The following is a 20,546-nucleotide window of genomic DNA, read 5'->3' as shown; positions in this document are numbered from 1 at the left end:
AATTACGCGGATGTATGATTTTGTGATTATCGGCGGCGGCATTATCGGCATGTCGACCGCCATGCAACTTATTGATGTCTACCCGGATGCGCGCATCGCGTTGCTGGAAAAAGAGTCCGCGCCAGCCTGCCACCAGACCGGGCATAACAGCGGCGTGATCCATGCCGGGGTGTACTACACGCCCGGCAGCCTCAAAGCGCAGTTTTGTCTGGCAGGCAATCAGGCGACCAAAACCTTTTGCGATCAAAACAACATCCGCTACGACACCTGCGGCAAAATGTTGGTCGCCACCTCGGAGCTGGAAATGGCGCGGATGCGCGCGCTATGGGAGCGGACGGCGGCCAACGGCTTAGAGCGCGAGTGGTTAAGCGCGGCGGAGCTGCGTGAACGCGAACCCAATATCATTGGCCTGGGCGGGATTTTTGTCCCTTCCAGCGGGATTGTCAGCTATCGCGATGTCGCGACGGCCATGGCGAACCGCTTTCAGGCCAAAGGCGGCGAGATCATCTACCATGCCGAGGTCAGCGCGCTAACAGAACATGCCGCTGGCGTTGTCATTCGCACCTCGCAAGGTCGGGAAATAGAAACCGCTACGCTTATCGGCTGTGCAGGACTGATGGCGGATCGGCTGGTCAAAATGCTGGGCGTGGAGCCCGGTTTTATTATCTGCCCTTTCCGCGGCGAGTACTTTCGTCTGGCCCCGCGACACAACCGGATCGTTAACCATTTGATCTACCCGATCCCCGATCCGGCAATGCCGTTTCTCGGCGTCCATCTTACCCGCATGATCGACGGCAGCGTTACGGTCGGGCCGAATGCGGTGCTGGCGCTTAAACGCGAAGGCTACCGTAAGCGCGACGTTTCCTTCACCGACACCCTGGAGATTTTCCGCTCCGCCGGCATTCGCCGCGTACTGCAAAACCATCTGCTTTCCGGACTGGGCGAGATGAAAAACTCGCTGTGCAAAAGCGGCTATTTGCGGCGAGTACAAAAGTATTGCCCCAGCCTGACCGTCAACGATCTCCAGCCCTGGCCGGCAGGCGTGCGGGCGCAGGCGGTTTCACCGGACGGCAAACTGATTGATGATTTTCTGTTTGTCACAACGCCGCGTTCCATTCACACCTGTAACGCCCCCTCCCCGGCGGCGACATCCGCGATACCTATCGGCGCGCATATCGTCAGCAAAGTTCAGGCGCTACGCGCAAGCCAGAGCAACCCCGGACGTACGCTGCGTGCGGCACGCAGCGTGGACGCATTACACGCCGCATTTACCCGTTAACCCTTCAGACAGGAAGCAATTATGCAACTTAACGACTCTACCCTGTTCCGCCAGCAGGCCTTTATCGATGGCGACTGGCGCGACGCGCGCGGCGGCGATGTCATCCCCGTGAGCAACCCCGCCAACGGGAAACCGCTTGGCAATGTGCCCAAAATGGGGGCGGAAGAGACGCGCGACGCCATCAACGCCGCCAATCGCGCCCTGCCCGCCTGGCGCGCGCTCACCGCCAAAGAGCGAGCCAATATCCTGCGTCGCTGGTTCAATCTGATGATGGAACATCAGGACGATTTGGCGCGTCTGATGACGCTGGAACAGGGTAAACCGCTGGCGGAAGCGAAAGGCGAAATTAGCTACGCCGCCTCGTTTATTGAATGGTTCGCCGAAGAGGGGAAGCGTATCTATGGCGACACGATTCCAGGCCATCAGGCCGATAAACGGCTGCTGGTGATTAAACAGCCCATCGGCGTCACCGCCGCGATTACCCCGTGGAACTTTCCCTCGGCAATGATCACCCGTAAAGCCGGCCCCGCGCTGGCCGCAGGCTGCACAATGGTACTCAAACCCGCCAGCCAGACGCCGTTTTCCGCGCTGGCGCTGGCGGAACTGGCCCAGCGCGCCGGAATTCCCGCAGGCGTATTTAACGTCGTTACCGGTTCGGCAGGCGATATCGGCGGCGAGCTGACCAGCAACCCGCTGGTACGCAAACTGTCGTTTACCGGCTCGACGGAGATTGGCCGCCAGCTAATGGAACAATGCGCCAAAGACATTAAAAAAGTGTCGCTGGAATTGGGCGGCAATGCGCCGTTTATCGTCTTTGACGATGCCGATCTGGATAAAGCCGTCGAAGGCGCGCTGGCTTCGAAGTTTCGCAACGCCGGGCAGACCTGTGTCTGCGCCAATAGATTGTATGTTCAGGACGGCGTTTACGATCGTTTTGCGGAAAAACTCAACCAGGCGGTAAATAAGCTCGCGGTCGGTGACGGCCTGCAAGCCGACGTCGCTATCGGGCCGCTGATTGATGAAAAAGCCGTGGCGAAAGTCCAGGAACATATCGCCGATGCGCTGGAAAAAGGCGCCCGCGTCATTACGGGCGGTGAAGCGCACAAATTGGGCGGCAACTTCTTTCAACCGACCATTCTGGCGGATGTTCCTGATAACGCGAAAGTCGCCAAAGAAGAGACATTCGGGCCGCTCGCGCCTCTGTTCCGCTTCAGCGACGAGGCGGACGTCATCAGGCAGGCTAACGATACCGAGTTCGGCCTGGCAGCCTATTTTTATGCACGCGATTTAAGCCGCGTTTTCCGCGTCGGCGAAGCGCTGGAATACGGCATCGTCGGTATTAATACCGGCATTATCTCCAACGAAGTCGCGCCTTTCGGCGGCATTAAGGCCTCCGGATTAGGCCGAGAAGGTTCCAAATACGGCATCGAAGATTATTTAGAAATCAAATATATGTGCATCGGCCTTTAACAGGAGAGTCGCTAATGAATACCAATAACGCTTTAATGCAGCGCCGTCATAACGCCGTTCCTCGCGGCGTGGGGCAGATTCACCCGATTTTCGCCGAGCGGGCGGAAAATTGTCGGGTGTGGGATGTCGAAGGCCGTGAGTATCTCGATTTCGCGGGCGGCATTGCCGTCCTGAACACCGGTCATTTACATCCGGGCATTGTTTCAGCGGTCGAAGCGCAGTTGAAGAAATTGTCCCATACCTGTTTTCAGGTGCTGGCCTATGAACCGTATCTGGCGTTGTGCGAACGCATGAACCAGAAGGTACCGGGCGATTTCGCCAAAAAAACGTTGCTGGTCACGACCGGTTCAGAAGCGGTTGAAAACGCGGTGAAAATCGCCCGCGCGGCGACAAAACGCAGCGGCGCTATCGCGTTTAGCGGCGCTTACCACGGTCGTACCCACTACACGCTCTCTCTGACCGGGAAAGTACACCCGTACTCTGCTGGTATGGGATTGATGCCAGGCCATGTCTACCGCGCGCTTTATCCTTGCCCGCTACACAACATCAGCGACGACGACGCGATCGCCAGCATTGAACGCATCTTTAAAAATGATGCCGCGCCGGAAGATATCGCCGCCATTATTATTGAGCCGGTACAGGGCGAAGGCGGATTTTACGCCGCCTCTCCCGCGTTTATGCAGCGACTGCGCGCGCTATGCGACCAACACGGCATTATGTTGATTGCCGACGAAGTGCAAAGCGGCGCGGGCCGGACCGGTACGCTGTTCGCCATGGAACAGATGGGCGTTGCGGCAGATATTACCACGTTTGCGAAATCGATCGCCGGCGGCTTTCCGCTGGCAGGCGTTACCGGCCGGGCAGACGTGATGGACGCTATCGCGCCGGGCGGGCTGGGCGGCACCTATGCCGGAAACCCGATTGCCTGCGCCGCCGCGCTGGCGGTACTGGACATTTTCGAGCAGGAAAATCTACTGCAAAAGGCGAATACGCTTGGCAAAACGCTGCGCGATGGCCTGATGGAGATAGCGGAAACGCACCGTGAGATTGGCGACGTGCGCGGACTGGGCGCCATGATCGCCATTGAGTTGTTCGAAAATGGCGACCCCGGCAAACCGAACGCGGCTCTGACCGCCGACATTGTGACCCGCGCCCGCGAGAAAGGGTTAATTCTGCTCTCCTGCGGTCCTTACTACAACATCTTGCGCATCCTCGTTCCACTCACTATTGAGGCCTCGCAGATTCGGCAAGGCCTGGAGATTATCGCCCAGTGCTTTGATGAGGCGAAACAAGCGTAATGTCCAATAAGCAGCGTCGGGTGGCGACGTAACTGTCTTATCCGGCCTACAAAAACCGTTTCGATTGTAGGCCGAATAAGCCAGGCGCCATCCGGTAAACGAGCGCAATAACAATAAAGAGGTTTTAGGATGGGGCAATTGTCAGAATCACATGCATTAGGGGGCGGGCTGAAATCACGCCACGTCACCATGTTATCGATCGCCGGCGTCATCGGCGCCAGCCTGTTTGTCGGTTCCAGCGTGGCGATTGCGGAGGCCGGCCCTGCGGTACTGCTGGCCTATCTGTTCGCAGGACTTTTAGTCGTCATGATTATGCGAATGCTGGCTGAAATGGCCGTCGCCACACCGGATACCGGATCTTTTTCCACCTATGCGGATAAAGCGATCGGCCCCTGGGCCGGGTATACCATCGGCTGGTTATACTGGTGGTTTTGGGTGCTGGTTATTCCGCTGGAGGCCAATATTGCCGCCATTATTCTGAATTCATGGATACCGGGTATTCCGGTATGGCTATTTTCATTAGTGATTACGCTTGCCTTAACCGGAAGCAATTTATTGAGCGTCAAAAATTACGGCGAGTTCGAATTCTGGCTGGCGCTATGTAAAGTAATTGCCATTCTGGCGTTTATCGCGCTGGGCGCGACGGCGATTAGCGGTTTTTATCCGTATGCTGAGGTAAGCGGTATCTCCCGGCTCTGGGATCACGGCGGTTTTATGCCTAACGGCTTCGGCGCGGTGTTAAGCGCCATGTTGATCACCATGTTCTCTTTTATGGGCGCGGAAATCGTTACTATTGCTGCCGCGGAATCCGATACGCCGGATAAACATATCGTACGCGCCACCAATTCTGTTATCTGGCGAATTTCCATCTTTTACCTGTGTTCCATTTTTGTGGTGGTGGCGCTGATCCCGTGGAATATGCCGGGTCTGAAAAGCGTAGGTTCGTACCGTTCGGTACTGGAGCTGCTTCATATTCCGCACGCAAAATTCATTATGGACTGCGTGATTTTATTGTCGGTGACCAGTTGTCTGAACTCCGCATTATATACCGCCTCCCGGATGCTCTATTCCCTTAGCCGCCGCGGCGATGCTCCTGCGATAATGGGAAAAACTAACCGTAGCAAAACGCCCTGGGTAGCGGTTCTCCTCTCTACCGGCGCGGCCTTTTTAACCGTTATCGTCAATTATTACGCCCCGGCAAAAGTGTTTAAATTTCTTATCGACAGTTCCGGCGCCATCGCGCTGCTGGTCTATCTGGTGATTGCGATTTCGCAATTGCGAATGCGTAAAATTCTGCTGGCGCAGGGCGGAGAAATTAAGCTGAAAATGTGGCTTTATCCGTGGCTCACCTGGCTGGTTATCGGCTTTATCTGCTTTGTCCTGGTGGTGATGCTATTTCGACCGGCACAGCAACTAGAAGTCATTTCAACGGGGCTGTTAGGGCTGGGCATAATAGGTACTGTCCCCATTATGTCTCGCTGGAAAAAACTGATAAGGTGGCAAAAAGCCCCCCTGCAAAACCTACGTTAGTTATTCCCGGCGTCAGCCGGGAAGCTTCTCAGGAGTAAAAGATGACCGCCCTTTCCCAACCGACGGCCATAGATGGCTATCGCTGGCTTAAAAATGACATTATTCGCGGCACTTATCAGCCGGATGAGAAACTGCGGATGAGTTTATTAACCGCCCGCTATGCGCTCGGCGTAGGGCCGCTGCGTGAGGCGCTGTCGCAACTGGTGGCGGAACGGCTGGTCACCGTGGTGAATCAAAAAGGCTATCGCGTGGCATCCATGTCAGAGGCGGAACTCCTCGATATTTTTGACGCGCGCGCCAATATGGAAGCGATGCTGGTACGCCTGGCGATTGAACGCGGCGATGATGCGTGGGAGGCGGAGATCCTGGCGCGAGCGCATATGCTCAGCAAACTGGAAGCCAGCGATGCCAGTGAACATATGCTCGATGAATGGGATCAGCGCCACCAGGCGTTCCATTCCGCCATTGTCGCCGGGTGCGGCTCCCACTATCTGCTACAGATGCGCGAACGCTTATTTGACCTGGCGGCCCGCTACCGCTTTATTTGGTTACGTGAAACCGTTCTGTCCGTCGAGATGCTGGAAGATAAACATATCCAGCATCACACGCTAACCGAAGCGATACTGGCGCGCGAGGCGGCACGCGCCAGCGAATTAATGCGTCAGCATTTGCTGACGCCGATTCCCATTATTCGCCAGGCGATGGCAGGGAAAATGTAGCCTGGCGCGACCTGATAGCCATTATTCTTCAGGAATACGCAACACTTGTCCCGGATATATTTTTTCCGGGCTTTTCAGCATCGGTTTATTTGCCTCGAAAATTTTATTATACAGATTGGCGTTACCATACACTTGCTTTGAAATAGCGCTCAGGGTGTCGCCTGATTTTACGGTATAAAACTGACTTTCAGCCGCCGGCGTCGTGGTTTTAACCTGATCGTCAACGCTGCTAATCCCGGCGATATTCCCCACGGCAACCAGAATTTTTTCTTTTGCCTCCTGACTCAGCCCATCACCCGTCACTGTCGCTTTTCCATCAGCTATTTGCACATTCACTTTGTCAGCGTCGGGTATTCCCGTTTTATTTAAATGTTCCTGGACTTTTTTCGCCTGATCGTCCTTATCATGATTAGCGGTTACCGCGTCCCAGAGTTTTTCACCTGCATCTTTTACAAAATTGAAAAGTCCCATATTCACCTCGCTTGTCAAAAATACACACAAAGAAAAGTGTAGCAGAGGGAATGAGGTTATCCTGATAAGCGGCGCTTATGCGCCGCCGGTGGCCGGTAATTAATGACGCATCTGAACCCAAAATGCGTGGATAAGCCCCGGAATATATCCGAGTAATGTCAGCAGGATATTAAGGATAAATGCCCAACCGAACCCTTTTCCTAAAAGTACGCCGAGCGGAGGCAAAATAATCGTAAATACAATTCTCCAGAAACCCATATACACTCCATACAAGCAAAATTAGTCATTGTTTAAAAAGAGATTTTATCTCTAAGCATAGTCAGTTTACCTGAGCCTGCCAGTCGCGCGCCGCGCTTTTACCCTCCTTTACGCTCTTTACGCTGGCATTAGGTTGATGTTTATTTTAGAATTAACTAAATTTAGAAAATACTTAAATAACTATGACAGAGCTTGAACAACTTCAGGCCAGCGCAGAACAGGCGGCGGCCCTGCTCAAAGCGATGAGCCACCCAAAAAGATTACTGATTTTATGTATGCTTTGCGGTTCGCCAAAAACCAGCGCAGGCGAACTGGCGCGCATTACCGGGCTAAGCCCCTCCGCGACGTCGCAACATCTGGCGCGGATGCGGGAAGAAGGGCTGATTGATAGTCAACGCGATGCCCAGCGCATTCACTATTTCATTAAAAATGAGGCGGTTAATACGATTATCGCCACGTTAAAGAATCTCTATTGTCCATAAGGAGGCACGATGTCCATTGGGATAGTTTCCCCCCGTGAGGCGCAAGCGCTGATAGCGCAAGGCGCGAAACTGATTGATGTGCGCGACGCCGATGAATATCTGCGCGAGCATATTCCACATGCGCAACTGGCGCCGCTCTCCCGGCTTGAACAGGGCGATTTGCCCGCCAACCTGCGAGCGGAACAGATTATTTTTCACTGTCAGTCAGGTAAACGAACCAGCAGCAATGCAGCAAAACTACAGGCCATTGCCGCCCCTGCTCAGGTCAGTCTACTGGAAGGCGGTATCGACGGATGGAAAGCGGCAGGATTGCCCGTCACAGAAGACAAATCGCAACCGTTGCCGCTGATGCGTCAGGTGCAAATCGCCGCCGGCGGGTTGGCGTTGCTTGGGGTTATTATGGGCTATACGGTCCACGGCGGCTTTTTCCTCATTAGCGGTTTTGTCGGGGCCGGGTTAATGCTGGCAGGCATGACCGGCTTCTGCGGAATGGCGCGACTACTGGAAAAAATGCCCTGGAATACCCGTACTCATTAAGCGGTACCTTCACCACGCGTCGGTAAGTGTGTAGTAGACTGAAGGCGGGTTTATACCATTGTTCAACAGGAGGGCGTGATGTTCACACCAGGCGATATCGTACAGCCCCGAATGGGTGGGCCGAAACTGAAAGTGATTGAAGTCAACGAGGATCATATTGTCGCGGTACAGGTCGGTAATGAACCGGGCGAAAAATTGATCCTCAAAGCGGCAGATGTCACCCCCTATTGCGAAGAGGGCGATTTTGGCGTGTGCTGATTTATCAAAATGAGCATGGCGCAACGTTCCCTGAGTCCCGGTTAATAGAGACAGGAAACGAAGCGCCATCTGTTAAAAGCTATCCGTGATTAGATTAAGAAATCATCCAGAGATTTCCCCGCCGCCAGCGCCTGGGCAATCGGTTTAGGCGTACGACCTTGTCCGGTCCAGGTTTTTTCTTCGCCATTGAAATCAGTAAAACGATATTTTGCCGGACGCGGCTGGCGCTTTTTAGCAGAACGCGGCATTGCTGAATCCATGGCAAATAACTCTTCCGGGTTAATACCGTCTGCTTTCATCAGCTCCAGAAAGGCATTAATTTTCTCCTGCTTCTCGGCAAGCTGGCGTTGCTGCAATTCTTCTTCTTCGCGTCTTTCTTTAGTGACAACCCTGAATTTTTCGAGCATTTCTTCAAGAACGTCAATGGAGAATTCGCGAGCCATAGCGCGCAGCGTGCGGATATTATTTAAGTTCTGTAACATCAAATTCATATCAATAAAAACCTTTTAACGCAGAAAACAAAAAACTATTACAGGCGGTATTGTATGCGATTGTTGATTATATTTCCAGATCCTAAAGTTCATACAGATATACACAGCATAACTCGATTAATTATATTAATCTGTTAACCAGAAGGTTATATTCATTACCCCCTGCGTGTTTCAGGTTATTCTGCCTACGGTATATCTGTAGGTTTCCCGTTTGGCTGTTTATAGCGTATTGCGTATCTCAGTAACCGCGGTGACCCTCACGGTGGCTGACCTTATACAGAAGTGAATATTTCAGCACAATAAGAGATTAACCATTCAAAAATCATCATCAGAGCTTTATGCTAAAAATCAGTCTGCAATGGCTATAATTATGCTGAGAAAAGTAGAGCGCGTGCCGTTAGCCGAGAATACATCGCATCTGACAACATTTGGAATGTGGCTGAAAATCGCCAGAAAAACAATGCATTATAATGCATTGATTTAAAAGTAATTAATGACTAACAACAACGAAAATCTCGCCGCGAGCAAAAAACACACAATCACAGAGTATTTTATCGACAAAAAGCCTATAAATAAAAATATTACACTAGTTGATAGTTATTATATAGGGATATACTCTATGCAAAGACAAAAGTGCTTTATGATTTCACTACCAACCATCACCTCATTCTGATCGATACGCTACAAGGAGCATTAACATGTTCTCTCCACAGTCACGCTTGCGTCATGCCGTAGCAGACACGTTTGCGATGGTTGTTTACTGTTCTGTTGTGAACATGTTGATCGAGATATTCCTCTCCGGAATGAGCTTTGAGCAGTCGCTTTCTTCCAGGCTGGTGGCGATACCTGTCAACATTTTGATTGCATGGCCATACGGCGTTTACCGCGATCTGATTATGCGCGTCGCGCGTAAGGCAAGCCCGGCGGGATGGGCCAAAAACCTGGCGGATGTATTGGCTTATGTCACCTTTCAGTCACCCGTTTATATTATCATCTTGCTGACCGTCGGTGCCGGCTGGCATCAGATAGTGGCCGCCGTGAGTTCAAACATTGTTGTTTCAATGTTAATGGGCGCGGTTTATGGCTACTTCCTGGATTATTGTCGCCGCCTGTTTAAAGTGAGCAGCTATCATCAGGCTAAGGCGTAAGTTAGCGTCGCGACTGGCATTGCCAGTCGCGCTTTTAGTCGGTTTTTTCGTCGCCAAAAAGCCCATTCAGATAACGTTCTAACGCTATTCGGGAGCTAAAGCCGTGGGGAATACCGTAATGTTCGTGGGTCTCGCCGCCTAAATAGAGCGGAAAGTTTTGGTAATGATCGCAGGTTTTAATATCCGAAGCCGGGTCAGCCAGTGATGAGCTACGGTCTTTTAATCTGGGGTGAATGATCAGCGCGGTACGCCCCATACGCGCCTCGCGGTTAACATAAACATAATTCTCGCCGCGTCGATAACCATACGTCTTATTCGTCACCACATCGACGGTAAACCCTGCCTTTTCCAGTACCCGCGCCACCTCGTCAGGTCGTAAATACATATTTTATCCTCATTCTCTTGTACTGCGGGCTTACCTTACCCGATAGCGCGTTATCAACGCTTTCAGAAAAGTCCAGAAACGCATGATATCGCCGTAACAAGCCTCAGCAGGTAAAAATATGAACTACACTGAAAGCTACATCGAAATCAATGGAGGATCATATGCTTAACAAACCGAACCGAAACGACGTCGATGATGGTGTTCAGGATATTCAGAATGATGTCAATCGATTAGCCGACAGTCTGGAAGATGTCCTTAAATCCTGGGGAAGCGATGCGAAAGACGAAGCCGAGGCTGCGCGACGTAAAGCACAGGCGTTGCTGAAAGAGACCCGGGCGCGGATGCAGGGTCGTACTCGCGTAAAACAAGCCGCCTGTGATGCGATGGGGTGCGCGGATACGTTTGTGCGTGAAAAACCCTGGTGTAGCGTAGGAACCGCCGCAGCGGTGGGGATTTTTATCGGGGCGCTGCTTAGCCTGCGTCGCTAACGACGTGCGCTGCCGGATGGCGACATACTTTATGGGGCCTGCATCATTGCCGCAGGCCCAGGTCGCGCCATTCGGCGAAACGGTTACTGTATCGCCTGTCGAAGCTGACATGCGACCTGTTTCGCCATGCCAGCGGAAGTAATATTGGTAAACGACAGTAAAATGCCCCCCTTTCCTGACGAAACCACTCGCCAACGGCTTAGCGCCTGTACCGCCAGTCCGGCCTGATTCGCTTTTGCTACCTGCGCTTTATCATCACCTTCAACCTCAATAACCAATTGAATACCGCCTTTCTGTAATGTCACGACAAATCCCTGTTCTGCCAGCGCCTCTTCAATCCATAACCGTCGCTGAGCATAATGTTGACGCATCTTTTTCAGATGCCGCCAGAAATGGCCATCACGGATAAAATCAGCCAGCGTGTGCTGCCATAACAACGGTACGCTACAGGGCATCAGCGACGCCTGCTGGCGGAAATGCTCAATCTGCTTTATCGGCACCACCAGCCAGGCGGTACGTAATGCCGGAAAGAGCGACTTACTGAACGTTCCGGCGTAAATCACTCGCTGCGGGGCATCCAGACTCTTGAGCGGCGGAAGTGGTTTACCGTGATAACGAAATTCGCTGTCGTAATCATCTTCAATAATCCAGGCCTGCACATTCGCCGCCCATGCCAGAAGTTGCCGTCGGCGAGTTAACGACAGCGCCACCCCCAACGGACTTTGGTGGGCGGGCGTCACCAATGCAAAGCGCCCCTGCGGGCAATCCCGCATCCCCGCCGCGACATTCAGCCCATCGGCATCGACCGGAATCGGCGCCAGCGTAATCCCCTCCTGCGTTATCACCGGGCGAATTAACGGAAAGCCGGGATCTTCCACCCACATGCTGTCTCCCGGCACAGACAATGTACGCAGGATTAGCCGCATAGAATCCGCATAACCGGAGGTAATAAATACCTGTTCCGGCAGACATTCAATGCTACGCGAAACCCGCAGGTAATCGACTATCGCCTGGCGCAAAATCGCCTCGCCGCAGACGTCGCCTAATGCCAGATCGAAGCATGTCTGCGTGCGCAACCGACGCCCCATTACTCGCGCCCACTTCTCGCGTGGAAAGAGATCCAGCGCCGGTAACCCCATCTGAAAGGGTTTCGGTTCCGGACTTTCTCCGGCAAAAACAGCGGGTATCGGCGGCGCCGTCTCAAACCGTAGAGCGTTGCTCACAAACGTGCCTGCCTGGCCACGTCGCTCCAGCCAGCCCTGCGCCACCAGCTCGCCATAGGCATTTTCCACCGTGGCGCGAGAAACGCCCAGTTCCTGCGCCCACGTCCTACTGGAAGGCAAACGCGTTCCGGGCGCGAGTTCTCCTTGCTCAATGGCCGTTTTTAACTGACGAGCGATGTGCTGATAGCGCGGCATATGGTCTGCTTTTTCTGTAAAAATATGGCTCTCTTTTACAGACCATTATAGTGCTACAGTGCTCGTCATCAACACGAGGAGAAACATGATGACAACGTTACGCCAACCCTATTATGAACTGAGCCCGGAGGTTTACAGCGCTCTGGTGCAGGCGAAAAACGCGTTGGAAAAGAGCACGCTTGACCCCACGCTGATGGAGCTGATTTACCTACGTGTTTCGCAAATAAATGGTTGTGCATTTTGCCTGGAGATGCACAGTAAAGCGCTGCGTAAGGCTGGCGTGAATCAAGCTAAATTAGATGCGCTGGCAGGATGGCGGGTAAGTCACCATTTCAGCGAGCAAGAGTGCGCGGCGTTAGCCTGGGCGGAATCGGTGACGCACATTGCTGAAACCCACGCCGAAGATAATATTTACCTGCCGCTGCTCGATCATTTCAGCGCGCGTGAAATCAGCGATCTGACCTTCGCCATCGGTTTAATGAACTGCTTTAACCGTCTGGCGATCGGTATGCGAATGTGACGCATTGTTGCCGGATGGCGCTGATGTCAGCCAACTCTGTTATGCGTGAACCTGCAGGCCGGATCGGGCGTTCACGCCGCCATCCGGCAAAAATTAGCCATGCCTCCCCTACCCCGCGGCGTTCATCAGCGGCGTTAAAATCAATCGAAAATTCCCATATCTTGTATGGTTGAATCTTAATTCAACTACATCTAGTATTTCCTGTATCAACACACGACAATCCGACGCGTTTCATCGCGCCGTTTTCTCATTTTAAATGGAAATACGAATCATGAGCATTACTATTTACACTCGCAATAACTGTGTTCAGTGCCACGCCACAAAGCGGGCGATGGAAAGCCGTGGATTTGAATTTGAGATGGTGAACGTCGATCTGGTGCCGGATGCAGCGGATACGCTCCGGGCGCAAGGATTTCGTCAATTACCGGTGGTGATGGCGGGCGATTTGAGCTGGTCTGGCTTCCGCCCGGACATGATTAACCGTCTGCACCCGACACCCCACGCGGCAAACGCATGAGCGCGCTCGTCTACTTCTCCAGCAGCTCTGAAAATACGCACCGCTTTATGCAGCGTCTGGGGCTGCCTGCCACGCGTATTCCGCTCAATGAGCGGGAGCGAATTCAGGTAGACGAACCGTACATTCTGGTTGTGCCGTCATACGGCGGCGGCGGGATGGCCGGTGCGGTGCCGCGACAGGTGATCCGCTTTTTAAATGATGAACACAACCGGGCGCGCATTCGCGGCGTTATCGCCTCCGGTAATCGCAATTTCGGCGATGCCTGGGGATGCGCTGGCGATGTGATAGCACAAAAATGCGGCGTCCCCTGGCTGTACCGCTTTGAGCTCATGGGCACACAACGCGACATCGATAATGTCCGAAAAGGAGTAAATGAATTTTGGCAACAACTACCCCGGAGCGCGTAATGCAGGAAACCATGGATTACCACGCCCTGAACGCGATGCTGAATCTTTACGATAAAGCAGGCCATATTCAGTTCGACAAGGACCAGCAGGCGATCGACGCCTTCTTTGCCACCCACGTCCGCCCGCATTCCGTGACGTTTGCCAGCCAGCATGAACGTCTGGGGACGCTGGTTCGGGAAGGGTATTACGATGACGCCGTCCTCGCGCGTTACGACCGCGCCTTCGTCCTTCGCCTGTTCGAGCACGCCCATGCCAGCGGCTTTCGCTTCCAGACGTTTCTTGGCGCCTGGAAGTTCTATACCAGTTACACGCTGAAAACCTTCGACGGCAAACGTTATCTGGAACACTTTGAAGATCGGGTGACAATGGTGGCGTTGACGCTGGCGCAGGGTGACGAAACGCTGGCCACCCAACTGACCGATGAAATGCTTTCTGGTCGCTTTCAGCCCGCTACCCCGACTTTTTTAAATTGCGGCAAACAGCAGCGTGGGGAACTGGTCTCCTGCTTCCTGCTCCGTATCGAAGACAACATGGAGTCGATCGGGCGGGCGGTGAATTCGGCGCTGCAACTCTCCAAACGCGGCGGCGGCGTCGCGTTTTTACTCTCCAATCTGCGCGAGGCGGGCGCGCCGATCAAACGCATTGAGAATCAGTCTTCCGGCGTGATCCCGGTGATGAAAATGCTGGAAGACGCGTTTTCGTATGCCAACCAACTTGGCGCGCGCCAGGGGGCCGGCGCGGTTTATCTCCATGCGCACCATCCGGATATTCTGCGTTTTCTGGATACCAAACGAGAAAACGCTGACGAAAAAATCCGGATCAAAACGCTCTCTCTCGGCGTGGTGATCCCGGATATCACCTTCCGGCTGGCGAAAGAAAACGCGCAAATGGCGCTCTTTTCGCCCTATGACATACAACGACGCTACGGCAAACCGTTTGGCGATATCGCCATTAGCGAACGGTACGATGAATTAATTGCCGATCCGCACGTGCGCAAAACCTATATTAACGCCCGTGACTTTTTTCAAACACTGGCGGAGATTCAGTTCGAATCCGGGTATCCCTACATCATGTTTGAAGATACGGTAAACCGCGCGAATCCCATTGCTGGTCGCATTAATATGAGCAACCTGTGCTCAGAAATTTTACAGGTCAATAGCGCTTCCCGTTACGACGATAACCTTGACTATACCCACATCGGGCATGACATCTCCTGCAATCTCGGCTCGCTGAATATCGCTCACGTCATGGATTCACCGGACATTGGCCGTACCGTAGAAACCGCTATTCGCGGCCTGACGGCGGTGTCGGACATGAGCCATATACGCAGCGTGCCCTCAATAGCCGCCGGTAATGCCGCCTCTCATGCCATCGGTCTGGGCCAGATGAATCTGCATGGCTATCTGGCGAGGGAAGGTATTGCCTACGGTTCGCCGGAGGCGTTGGATTTCACCAATCTCTATTTTTACACCATTACCTGGCATGCCGTGCATACTTCAATGCGGCTAGCCCGCGAACGCGGCAAAACCTTCGCCGGATTTGCGCAGTCGCGCTATGCCAGCGGCGACTATTTTACGCAGTATTTACAGGACGACTGGCAACCGAAAACAGCGAAAGTCAGGGCGCTATTTGCCCGCAGCGGCATTACGCTGCCCACACGAGAAATGTGGCTAAAGCTGCGCGACGATGTGATGCGCTATGGCATCTATAACCAAAATTTGCAGGCGGTGCCGCCGACCGGTTCGATTTCTTACATTAATCATGCGACCTCCAGCATTCATCCGATTGTGGCCAAAATTGAGATTCGCAAAGAGGGCAAAACCGGGCGTGTGTATTACCCCGCGCCGTTTATGACCAATGAAAACCTGGACATGTATCAGGATGCTTACGATATCGGTCCGGAAAAAATTATTGATACCTATGCCGAGGCCACGCGCCACGTCGATCAAGGGCTGTCGCTCACCCTGTTTTTCCCCGATACCGCCACGACCCGCGATATCAACAAGGCGCAGATCTATGCCTGGCGAAAAGGTATTAAGTCCCTGTATTACATCCGGCTTCGCCAGTTGGCGCTGGAAGGTACTGAAATTGAAGGCTGCGTATCCTGCGCGCTATAAGGAAAGCCATATGAAATTATCTCGTATTAGCGCCATCAACTGGAACAAGATCCAGGACGACAAAGATCTGGAGGTATGGAACCGGCTGACCAGTAACTTCTGGCTGCCGGAAAAAGTGCCGTTATCGAATGATATTCCGGCCTGGCAGACGCTGAGCGCCGCCGAACAGCAGCTCACCATTCGCGTGTTTACGGGACTTACGCTGCTCGACACTATCCAGAACATCGCAGGCGCGCCGTCGTTAATGGCAGATGCCATCACGCCGCATGAAGAGGCAGTGCTGTCGAACATCAGCTTTATGGAAGCGGTACACGCCCGCTCTTACAGTTCTATTTTCTCCACGCTGTGCCAGACGAAAGAGGTTGATGCCGCCTACGCCTGGAGCGAAGAAAACCCACCGCTTCAGCGTAAGGCGCAGATTATTTTAGCTCATTACGTCAGCGATGAACCGCTAAAGAAAAAGATTGCCAGCGTCTTTTTAGAGTCTTTTCTGTTCTATTCCGGCTTCTGGTTGCCGATGTATTTCTCCAGCCGCGGTAAGCTCACGAACACTGCCGACCTGATTCGTTTAATCATTCGCGATGAAGCGGTTCACGGTTATTATATTGGCTATAAGTATCAGATAGCGCTACAAAAACTATCGGCAATCGAGCGTGAAGAGTTAAAGCTTTTCGCGCTGGATTTGTTGATGGAACTGTACGACAACGAAATCCGCTACACAGAAGCGTTATATGCGGAAACCGGCTGGGTTAACGACGTCAAAGCCTTCTTGTGCTACAACGCCAATAAAGCCTTAATGAACCTGGGTTATGAGGCGTTATTTCCGCCGGAGATGGCAGACGTGAATCCCGCAATCCTTGCCGCGCTCTCGCCGAATGCCGACGAAAACCATGATTTCTTTTCCGGCTCAGGTTCATCTTATGTGATGGGGAAAACAGTCGAAACCGAAGACGAAGACTGGAATTTTTAACCTTACGGGCATGGGAAATAACGTTACATTTCCCATGCCTTTATTTCAAGCAATAGGGAGTCAAATCGCGCAAATATTACAACATGTCCTACACTCAATACGAGTGACATTATTCACCTGGATTCCCCCAATTCAGGTGGATTTTTGCTGGTTGTTCCAAAAAATATCTCTTCCTCCCCATTCGCGTTCAGCCCTTATATCATGGGAAATCACAGCCGATAGCACCTCGCAATATTCATGCCAGAAGCAAATTCAGGGTTGTCTCAGATTCTGAGTATGTTAGGGTAGAAAAAGGTAACTATTTCTATCAGGTAACATATCGACATAAGTAAATAACAGGAATCATTCTATTGCATGGCAATTAAATTAGAAGTGAAGAATCTGTATAAAATATTTGGAGAGCATCCGCAGCGTGCCTTCAAATATATTGAAAAGGGACTATCGAAAGAGCAAATACTGGAAAAAACGGGGCTATCGCTTGGCGTTAAAGACGCCAGTCTGGCCATTGAAGAAGGCGAGATATTTGTCATCATGGGATTATCCGGCTCGGGTAAATCCACAATGGTACGCCTTCTCAATCGCCTGATTGAACCCACCCGCGGACAGGTACTGATTGACGGCGTTGATATTGCCAAAATATCAGACGCTGAGCTTCGCGAGGTGCGCAGGAAAAAGATTGCGATGGTCTTCCAGTCATTTGCGCTCATGCCGCATATGACCGTGCTGGATAATACGGCATTCGGTATGGAATTAGCGGGCATCGCGGCGCAAGAGCGTCGCGAAAAAGCGCTGGACGCCTTGCGTCAGGTGGGGCTTGAGAATTACGCTCACGCCTACCCGGATGAACTTTCCGGTGGGATGCGTCAGCGTGTTGGGCTTGCCCGCGCGCTGGCAATCAACCCTGATATCTTATTAATGGATGAAGCGTTTTCCGCCCTCGATCCATTAATTCGTACCGAAATGCAGGATGAGCTGGTGAAATTACAGGCGAAACATCAGCGCACCATTGTCTTTATTTCCCACGATCTTGATGAGGCTATGCGTATTGGCGACAGGATTGCCATTATGCAAAATGGCGAGGTCGTACAGGTTGGTACGCCGGATGAGATCCTGAATAATCCGGCAAATGATTATGTCCGCACGTTCTTCCGTGGCGTGGATATTAGTCAGGTCTTTAGCGCCAAAGATATTGCCCGTCGCAGCCCGGTCGGATTAATTCGTAAAACGCCAGGTTTCGGTCCCCGTTCGGCACTGAAATTATTACAGGACGAAGACCGTGAATATGGTTACGTCATTGAGCGTGGCAATAAATTCGTGGGCGTCGTGTCCATCGACTCATTAAAAGCGGCATTAAGCCAGGCGCAAGGGATTGAAGCGGCGCTTATCGACGACCCTTTAGTCGTTGATGCGCAAACCCCACTCAGCGAGTTGCTCTCTCACGTCGGCCAGGCGCCCTGCGCGGTGCCGGTTGTCGATGAAGAACACCAGTATGTTGGCATTATTTCAAAACGTATGTTGCTACAGGCTTTAGATCGCGAGGGGGGTAACAATGGCTGATCAAACGAATCCGTGGGATACCGCACAGGTGGCCGATACTACGACGCAAACGGCTGATGCCTGGGGAACACCGGCAGGCGTAGCCACGGACGGCGGCAGTACCGACTGGTTGAACAGCGCGCCCGCGCCAGCCCCTGAACACTTTTCTCTTCTGGACCCGTTCCATAAGACGCTGATCCCGCTGGATAGCTGGGTCACAGAGGGAATCGACTGGGTCGTCACCCATTTCCGTCCCCTTTTTCAGGGGATTCGTGTGCCGGTGGATTACATCCTCAACGGCTTTCAGCAACTGCTGCTGGGAATGCCCGCCCCTGTGGCGATTATTCTCTTTGCGCTGATTGCCTGGCAGGTTTCCGGCGTGGGCATGGGGATCGCGACGCTGATATCGCTGATCGCCATCGGCGCGATCGGCGCCTGGTCGCAGGCGATGATTACCCTGGCGCTGGTATTGACCGCCCTGTTGTTCTGCGTCGTGATCGGATTACCGATGGGAATCTGGCTGGCGCGCAGCCCGCGCGCAGCCAAAATAGTTCGTCCGCTGCTGGATGCGATGCAGACCACGCCCGCGTTTGTCTATCTGGTGCCGATTGTCATGTTATTCGGCATCGGTAACGTGCCGGGCGTGGTGGTGACGATTATTTTTGCTCTACCGCCGATTGTACGCCTGACGATCCTGGGCATTAACCAGGTGCCTGCCGACTTAATTGAAGCGTCGCGCTCGTTCGGCGCCAGCCCGCGCCAAATGTTGTTCAAAGTGCAACTACCGCTGGCGATGCCCACCATTATGGCAGGCGTTAATCAGACGCTGATGCTGGCTCTCTCGATGGTCGTCATCGCCTCGATGATTGCGGTCGGCGGACTTGGCCAGATGGTACTACGCGGCATTGGTCGTCTTGATATGGGGCTGGCAACCGTCGGCGGCGTCGGCATTGTGATTCTTGCCATCATTCTGGACCGTCTGACGCAGGCCGTCGGGCGCGACTCGCGTAGCCGCGGTAACCGTCGCTGGTATACCACCGGTCCTGTTGGGCTAATCACCCGCCCTTTCGTTAAGTAACTCTCCTGACGCCCGGTGACATTGCGCTTACCGGGCTTACAACTCCCTACCATAATTAAAGGAACAACGATGCGACATACCGTGATATTTGCCTCAGCGTTTGCCACCCTTGTCACCGCCAGCGCTTTCGCTGCCGACCTGCCTGGCAAAGGCATTACCGTCCAACCTATCCAAAGCACGATTTCTGAAGAGACCTTCCAGACGTTACTGGTCAGTCGGGCGCTGGAAAAGTTGGGTTATACCGTAAATAAGCCGAGTGAAGTCGATTACAACGTAGGCTACACCTCCATCGCCTCTGGCGATGCGACGTTTACCGCCGTGAACTGGCAACCGCTGCATGATGATATGTATGCCGCAGCAGGCGGAGACAACAAGTTTTACCGCGAGGGCGTCTTCGTCTCCGGCGCTGCGCAGGGCTATCTGATCGATAAAAAAACCGCCGAGCAGTACAACATCACCAATATCGCTCAGCTAAAAGATCCGAAAATCGCCAAAATCTTCGATACTAATGGCGACGGAAAAGCGGACATGATGGGCTGCTCGCCGGGCTGGGGCTGCGAAGCCGTAATCAATCACCAGAATAAAGCGTTTGATTTGCAAAAAACCGTTGAGGTCAGCCACGGTAACTATGCGGCGATGATGGCTGATACCATTACCCGTTTTAAAGAAGGCAAGCCGGTGCTGTATTACACCTGGACCCCGTACTGGGTGAGCGATGTAATGAAGCCGGGTAAAGATGTCGTCTGGCTACAGGTGCCGTTCTCCTCCCTGCCAGGCGAACAGAAAAATATTGATACTAAACTGCCGAACGGCGCGAACTATGGGTTCCCGGTTAATACCATGCATATTGTCGCCAATAAGGCATGGGCGGAGAAAAATCCGGCGGCGGCGAAACTGTTCGCCATCATGAAGCTGCCGCTGGCGGATATCAACGCGCAGAACGCCATGATGCATGCCGGTAAATCGTCTGAAGCCGATGTTCAGGGCCACGTAGACGGCTGGATCAACGCCCACCAGCAGCAGTTTGACGGCTGGGTGAAAGAAGCGCTGGCCGCGCAGAAATAAGATCGTTTTTTATGCCGGATAAGGCGCAGTTCATGCGCCGCTATCCGGCCAACGCAATCTCTCCTCAAAGCGCACGATTCATCACGTCACCGTTCCCCTTTATT

Annotated in this window: 23 protein-coding genes; 18 read left to right on the top strand and 5 right to left on the bottom strand. The window is 53.0% G+C overall.

Going from position 1 to position 20,546, the window contains the following annotated elements:
* Positions 1–10: 10 nt before the first annotated feature.
* From lhgO to csiR, 5 genes are all read left to right on the top strand, one after another.
* Entirely contained in the window at positions 11–1,279 is a 1,269-nt protein-coding gene (gene lhgO, locus QEN31_RS05360) for an L-2-hydroxyglutarate oxidase (RefSeq protein ID WP_000271907.1), read from the top strand.
* A gap of 21 nt (positions 1,280–1,300) precedes the next feature.
* Entirely contained in the window at positions 1,301–2,749 is a 1,449-nt protein-coding gene (gene gabD, locus QEN31_RS05355; protein WP_001176529.1) for an NADP-dependent succinate-semialdehyde dehydrogenase, read from the top strand.
* 14 nt (positions 2,750–2,763) lie between these two features.
* Entirely contained in the window at positions 2,764–4,047 is a 1,284-nt protein-coding gene (gene gabT / locus QEN31_RS05350; protein ID WP_001095556.1) for a 4-aminobutyrate--2-oxoglutarate transaminase, read from the top strand.
* A gap of 129 nt (positions 4,048–4,176) precedes the next feature.
* Positions 4,177–5,577 carry a GABA permease gene (gene gabP / locus QEN31_RS05345; RefSeq protein WP_000531282.1) on the top strand — a complete coding sequence of 467 codons (1,401 nt, stop codon included), beginning with the start codon at positions 4,177–4,179 and terminating at the stop codon, positions 5,575–5,577.
* A 41-nt stretch (positions 5,578–5,618) separates the two neighbouring features.
* Positions 5,619–6,296: a DNA-binding transcriptional regulator CsiR gene (gene csiR, locus QEN31_RS05340; RefSeq protein WP_000126152.1), complete on the top strand. Its 678-nt coding sequence runs from the start codon at positions 5,619–5,621 to the stop codon at positions 6,294–6,296.
* Positions 6,297–6,317: 21 nt separating this feature from the next.
* Here csiR and lysM read toward each other — a convergent pair whose 3' ends face one another.
* Positions 6,318–6,767 carry a peptidoglycan-binding protein LysM gene (gene lysM, locus QEN31_RS05335; protein WP_000522406.1) on the bottom strand — a complete coding sequence of 150 codons (450 nt, stop codon included), beginning with the start codon at positions 6,765–6,767 and terminating at the stop codon, positions 6,318–6,320.
* 99 nt (positions 6,768–6,866) lie between these two features.
* Positions 6,867–7,025 (bottom strand): YqaE/Pmp3 family membrane protein, encoded by a 159-nt coding sequence (locus QEN31_RS05330; RefSeq protein ID WP_000508175.1) that lies wholly within the window; start codon positions 7,023–7,025, stop codon positions 6,867–6,869.
* A 182-nt stretch (positions 7,026–7,207) separates the two neighbouring features.
* On the opposite strand from QEN31_RS05330, the gene QEN31_RS05325 reads away from it, so the two are divergent.
* The 3 genes from QEN31_RS05325 (at position 7,208) to QEN31_RS05315 (ending at position 8,302) form a co-directional block, all read left to right on the top strand.
* Complete coding sequence (locus QEN31_RS05325; protein ID WP_000137432.1) at positions 7,208–7,507, top strand: ArsR/SmtB family transcription factor; 300 nt, start codon at positions 7,208–7,210, stop codon at positions 7,505–7,507.
* 9 nt (positions 7,508–7,516) lie between these two features.
* On the top strand, positions 7,517–8,044 hold the full coding sequence (locus tag QEN31_RS05320) for a rhodanese family protein (protein WP_000022009.1): 528 nt from the start codon (positions 7,517–7,519) through the stop codon (positions 8,042–8,044).
* A 78-nt stretch (positions 8,045–8,122) separates the two neighbouring features.
* Positions 8,123–8,302 carry a hypothetical protein gene (locus QEN31_RS05315; RefSeq protein WP_000494942.1) on the top strand — a complete coding sequence of 60 codons (180 nt, stop codon included), beginning with the start codon at positions 8,123–8,125 and terminating at the stop codon, positions 8,300–8,302.
* A gap of 89 nt (positions 8,303–8,391) precedes the next feature.
* Here QEN31_RS05315 and stpA read toward each other — a convergent pair whose 3' ends face one another.
* On the bottom strand, positions 8,392–8,793 hold the full coding sequence (gene stpA, locus QEN31_RS05310) for a DNA-binding protein StpA (protein WP_001051100.1): 402 nt from the start codon (positions 8,791–8,793) through the stop codon (positions 8,392–8,394).
* Positions 8,794–9,491: 698 nt separating this feature from the next.
* Here stpA and alaE point away from each other — a divergent pair.
* A complete protein-coding gene (gene alaE / locus QEN31_RS05305; RefSeq protein ID WP_000492669.1) occupies positions 9,492–9,941 on the top strand; it encodes an L-alanine exporter AlaE in 450 nt (149 codons plus the stop codon).
* A gap of 34 nt (positions 9,942–9,975) precedes the next feature.
* Here alaE and QEN31_RS05300 read toward each other — a convergent pair whose 3' ends face one another.
* Positions 9,976–10,326: a DUF2002 family protein gene (locus tag QEN31_RS05300; RefSeq protein ID WP_000281305.1), complete on the bottom strand. Its 351-nt coding sequence runs from the start codon at positions 10,324–10,326 to the stop codon at positions 9,976–9,978.
* 161 nt (positions 10,327–10,487) lie between these two features.
* Between QEN31_RS05300 and QEN31_RS05295 the strand changes: the two genes are divergently transcribed.
* Positions 10,488–10,814, top strand: coding sequence for a DUF883 domain-containing protein (locus QEN31_RS05295; RefSeq protein ID WP_001519557.1), 327 nt, complete (start codon positions 10,488–10,490; stop codon positions 10,812–10,814).
* Positions 10,815–10,897: 83 nt separating this feature from the next.
* Here the strand turns inward: QEN31_RS05295 and pdxR are convergent, their stop codons facing one another.
* A complete protein-coding gene (pdxR, locus tag QEN31_RS05290) occupies positions 10,898–12,232 on the bottom strand; it encodes a MocR-like pyridoxine biosynthesis transcription factor PdxR (RefSeq protein ID WP_001138459.1) in 1,335 nt (444 codons plus the stop codon).
* An 88-nt stretch (positions 12,233–12,320) separates the two neighbouring features.
* Between pdxR and QEN31_RS05285 the strand changes: the two genes are divergently transcribed.
* The 8 genes from QEN31_RS05285 to proX all read left to right on the top strand — a co-directional run bounded on the left by QEN31_RS05285 (position 12,321) and on the right by proX (position 20,442).
* Positions 12,321–12,752 carry a carboxymuconolactone decarboxylase family protein gene (locus tag QEN31_RS05285; protein WP_000209813.1) on the top strand — a complete coding sequence of 144 codons (432 nt, stop codon included), beginning with the start codon at positions 12,321–12,323 and terminating at the stop codon, positions 12,750–12,752.
* Positions 12,753–13,023: 271 nt separating this feature from the next.
* The gene (nrdH, locus tag QEN31_RS05280; RefSeq protein WP_000028870.1) at positions 13,024–13,269 is read left to right on the top strand and encodes a glutaredoxin-like protein NrdH; all 246 of its coding nucleotides are present in this window, start codon (positions 13,024–13,026) and stop codon (positions 13,267–13,269) included.
* Complete coding sequence (gene nrdI / locus QEN31_RS05275) at positions 13,266–13,676, top strand: class Ib ribonucleoside-diphosphate reductase assembly flavoprotein NrdI (RefSeq protein ID WP_001275401.1); 411 nt, start codon at positions 13,266–13,268, stop codon at positions 13,674–13,676. The genes nrdH and nrdI overlap by 4 nt, the downstream gene beginning before the upstream one ends.
* Entirely contained in the window at positions 13,649–15,793 is a 2,145-nt protein-coding gene (gene nrdE, locus QEN31_RS05270) for a class 1b ribonucleoside-diphosphate reductase subunit alpha (protein ID WP_000246626.1), read from the top strand. The genes nrdI and nrdE overlap by 28 nt, the downstream gene beginning before the upstream one ends.
* A 10-nt stretch (positions 15,794–15,803) precedes the next feature.
* Entirely contained in the window at positions 15,804–16,763 is a 960-nt protein-coding gene (gene nrdF, locus QEN31_RS05265) for a class 1b ribonucleoside-diphosphate reductase subunit beta (protein ID WP_000777903.1), read from the top strand.
* 354 nt (positions 16,764–17,117) lie between these two features.
* The gene (proV, locus tag QEN31_RS05260; protein WP_000985529.1) at positions 17,118–18,320 is read left to right on the top strand and encodes a glycine betaine/L-proline ABC transporter ATP-binding protein ProV; all 1,203 of its coding nucleotides are present in this window, start codon (positions 17,118–17,120) and stop codon (positions 18,318–18,320) included.
* A complete protein-coding gene (gene proW / locus QEN31_RS05255; RefSeq protein ID WP_000775022.1) occupies positions 18,313–19,377 on the top strand; it encodes a glycine betaine/L-proline ABC transporter permease ProW in 1,065 nt (354 codons plus the stop codon). The genes proV and proW overlap by 8 nt, the downstream gene beginning before the upstream one ends.
* A 69-nt stretch (positions 19,378–19,446) precedes the next feature.
* The gene (gene proX, locus QEN31_RS05250) at positions 19,447–20,442 is read left to right on the top strand and encodes a glycine betaine/L-proline ABC transporter substrate-binding protein ProX (protein ID WP_001216622.1); all 996 of its coding nucleotides are present in this window, start codon (positions 19,447–19,449) and stop codon (positions 20,440–20,442) included.
* Positions 20,443–20,546: the final 104 nt, after the last annotated feature.

Source organism: Salmonella sp. SA15303 (assembly GCF_029962125.1).
GTDB lineage: Bacteria > Pseudomonadota > Gammaproteobacteria > Enterobacterales > Enterobacteriaceae > Salmonella > Salmonella enterica.
This window is presented reverse-complemented; position numbering and strand designations above follow the sequence as displayed.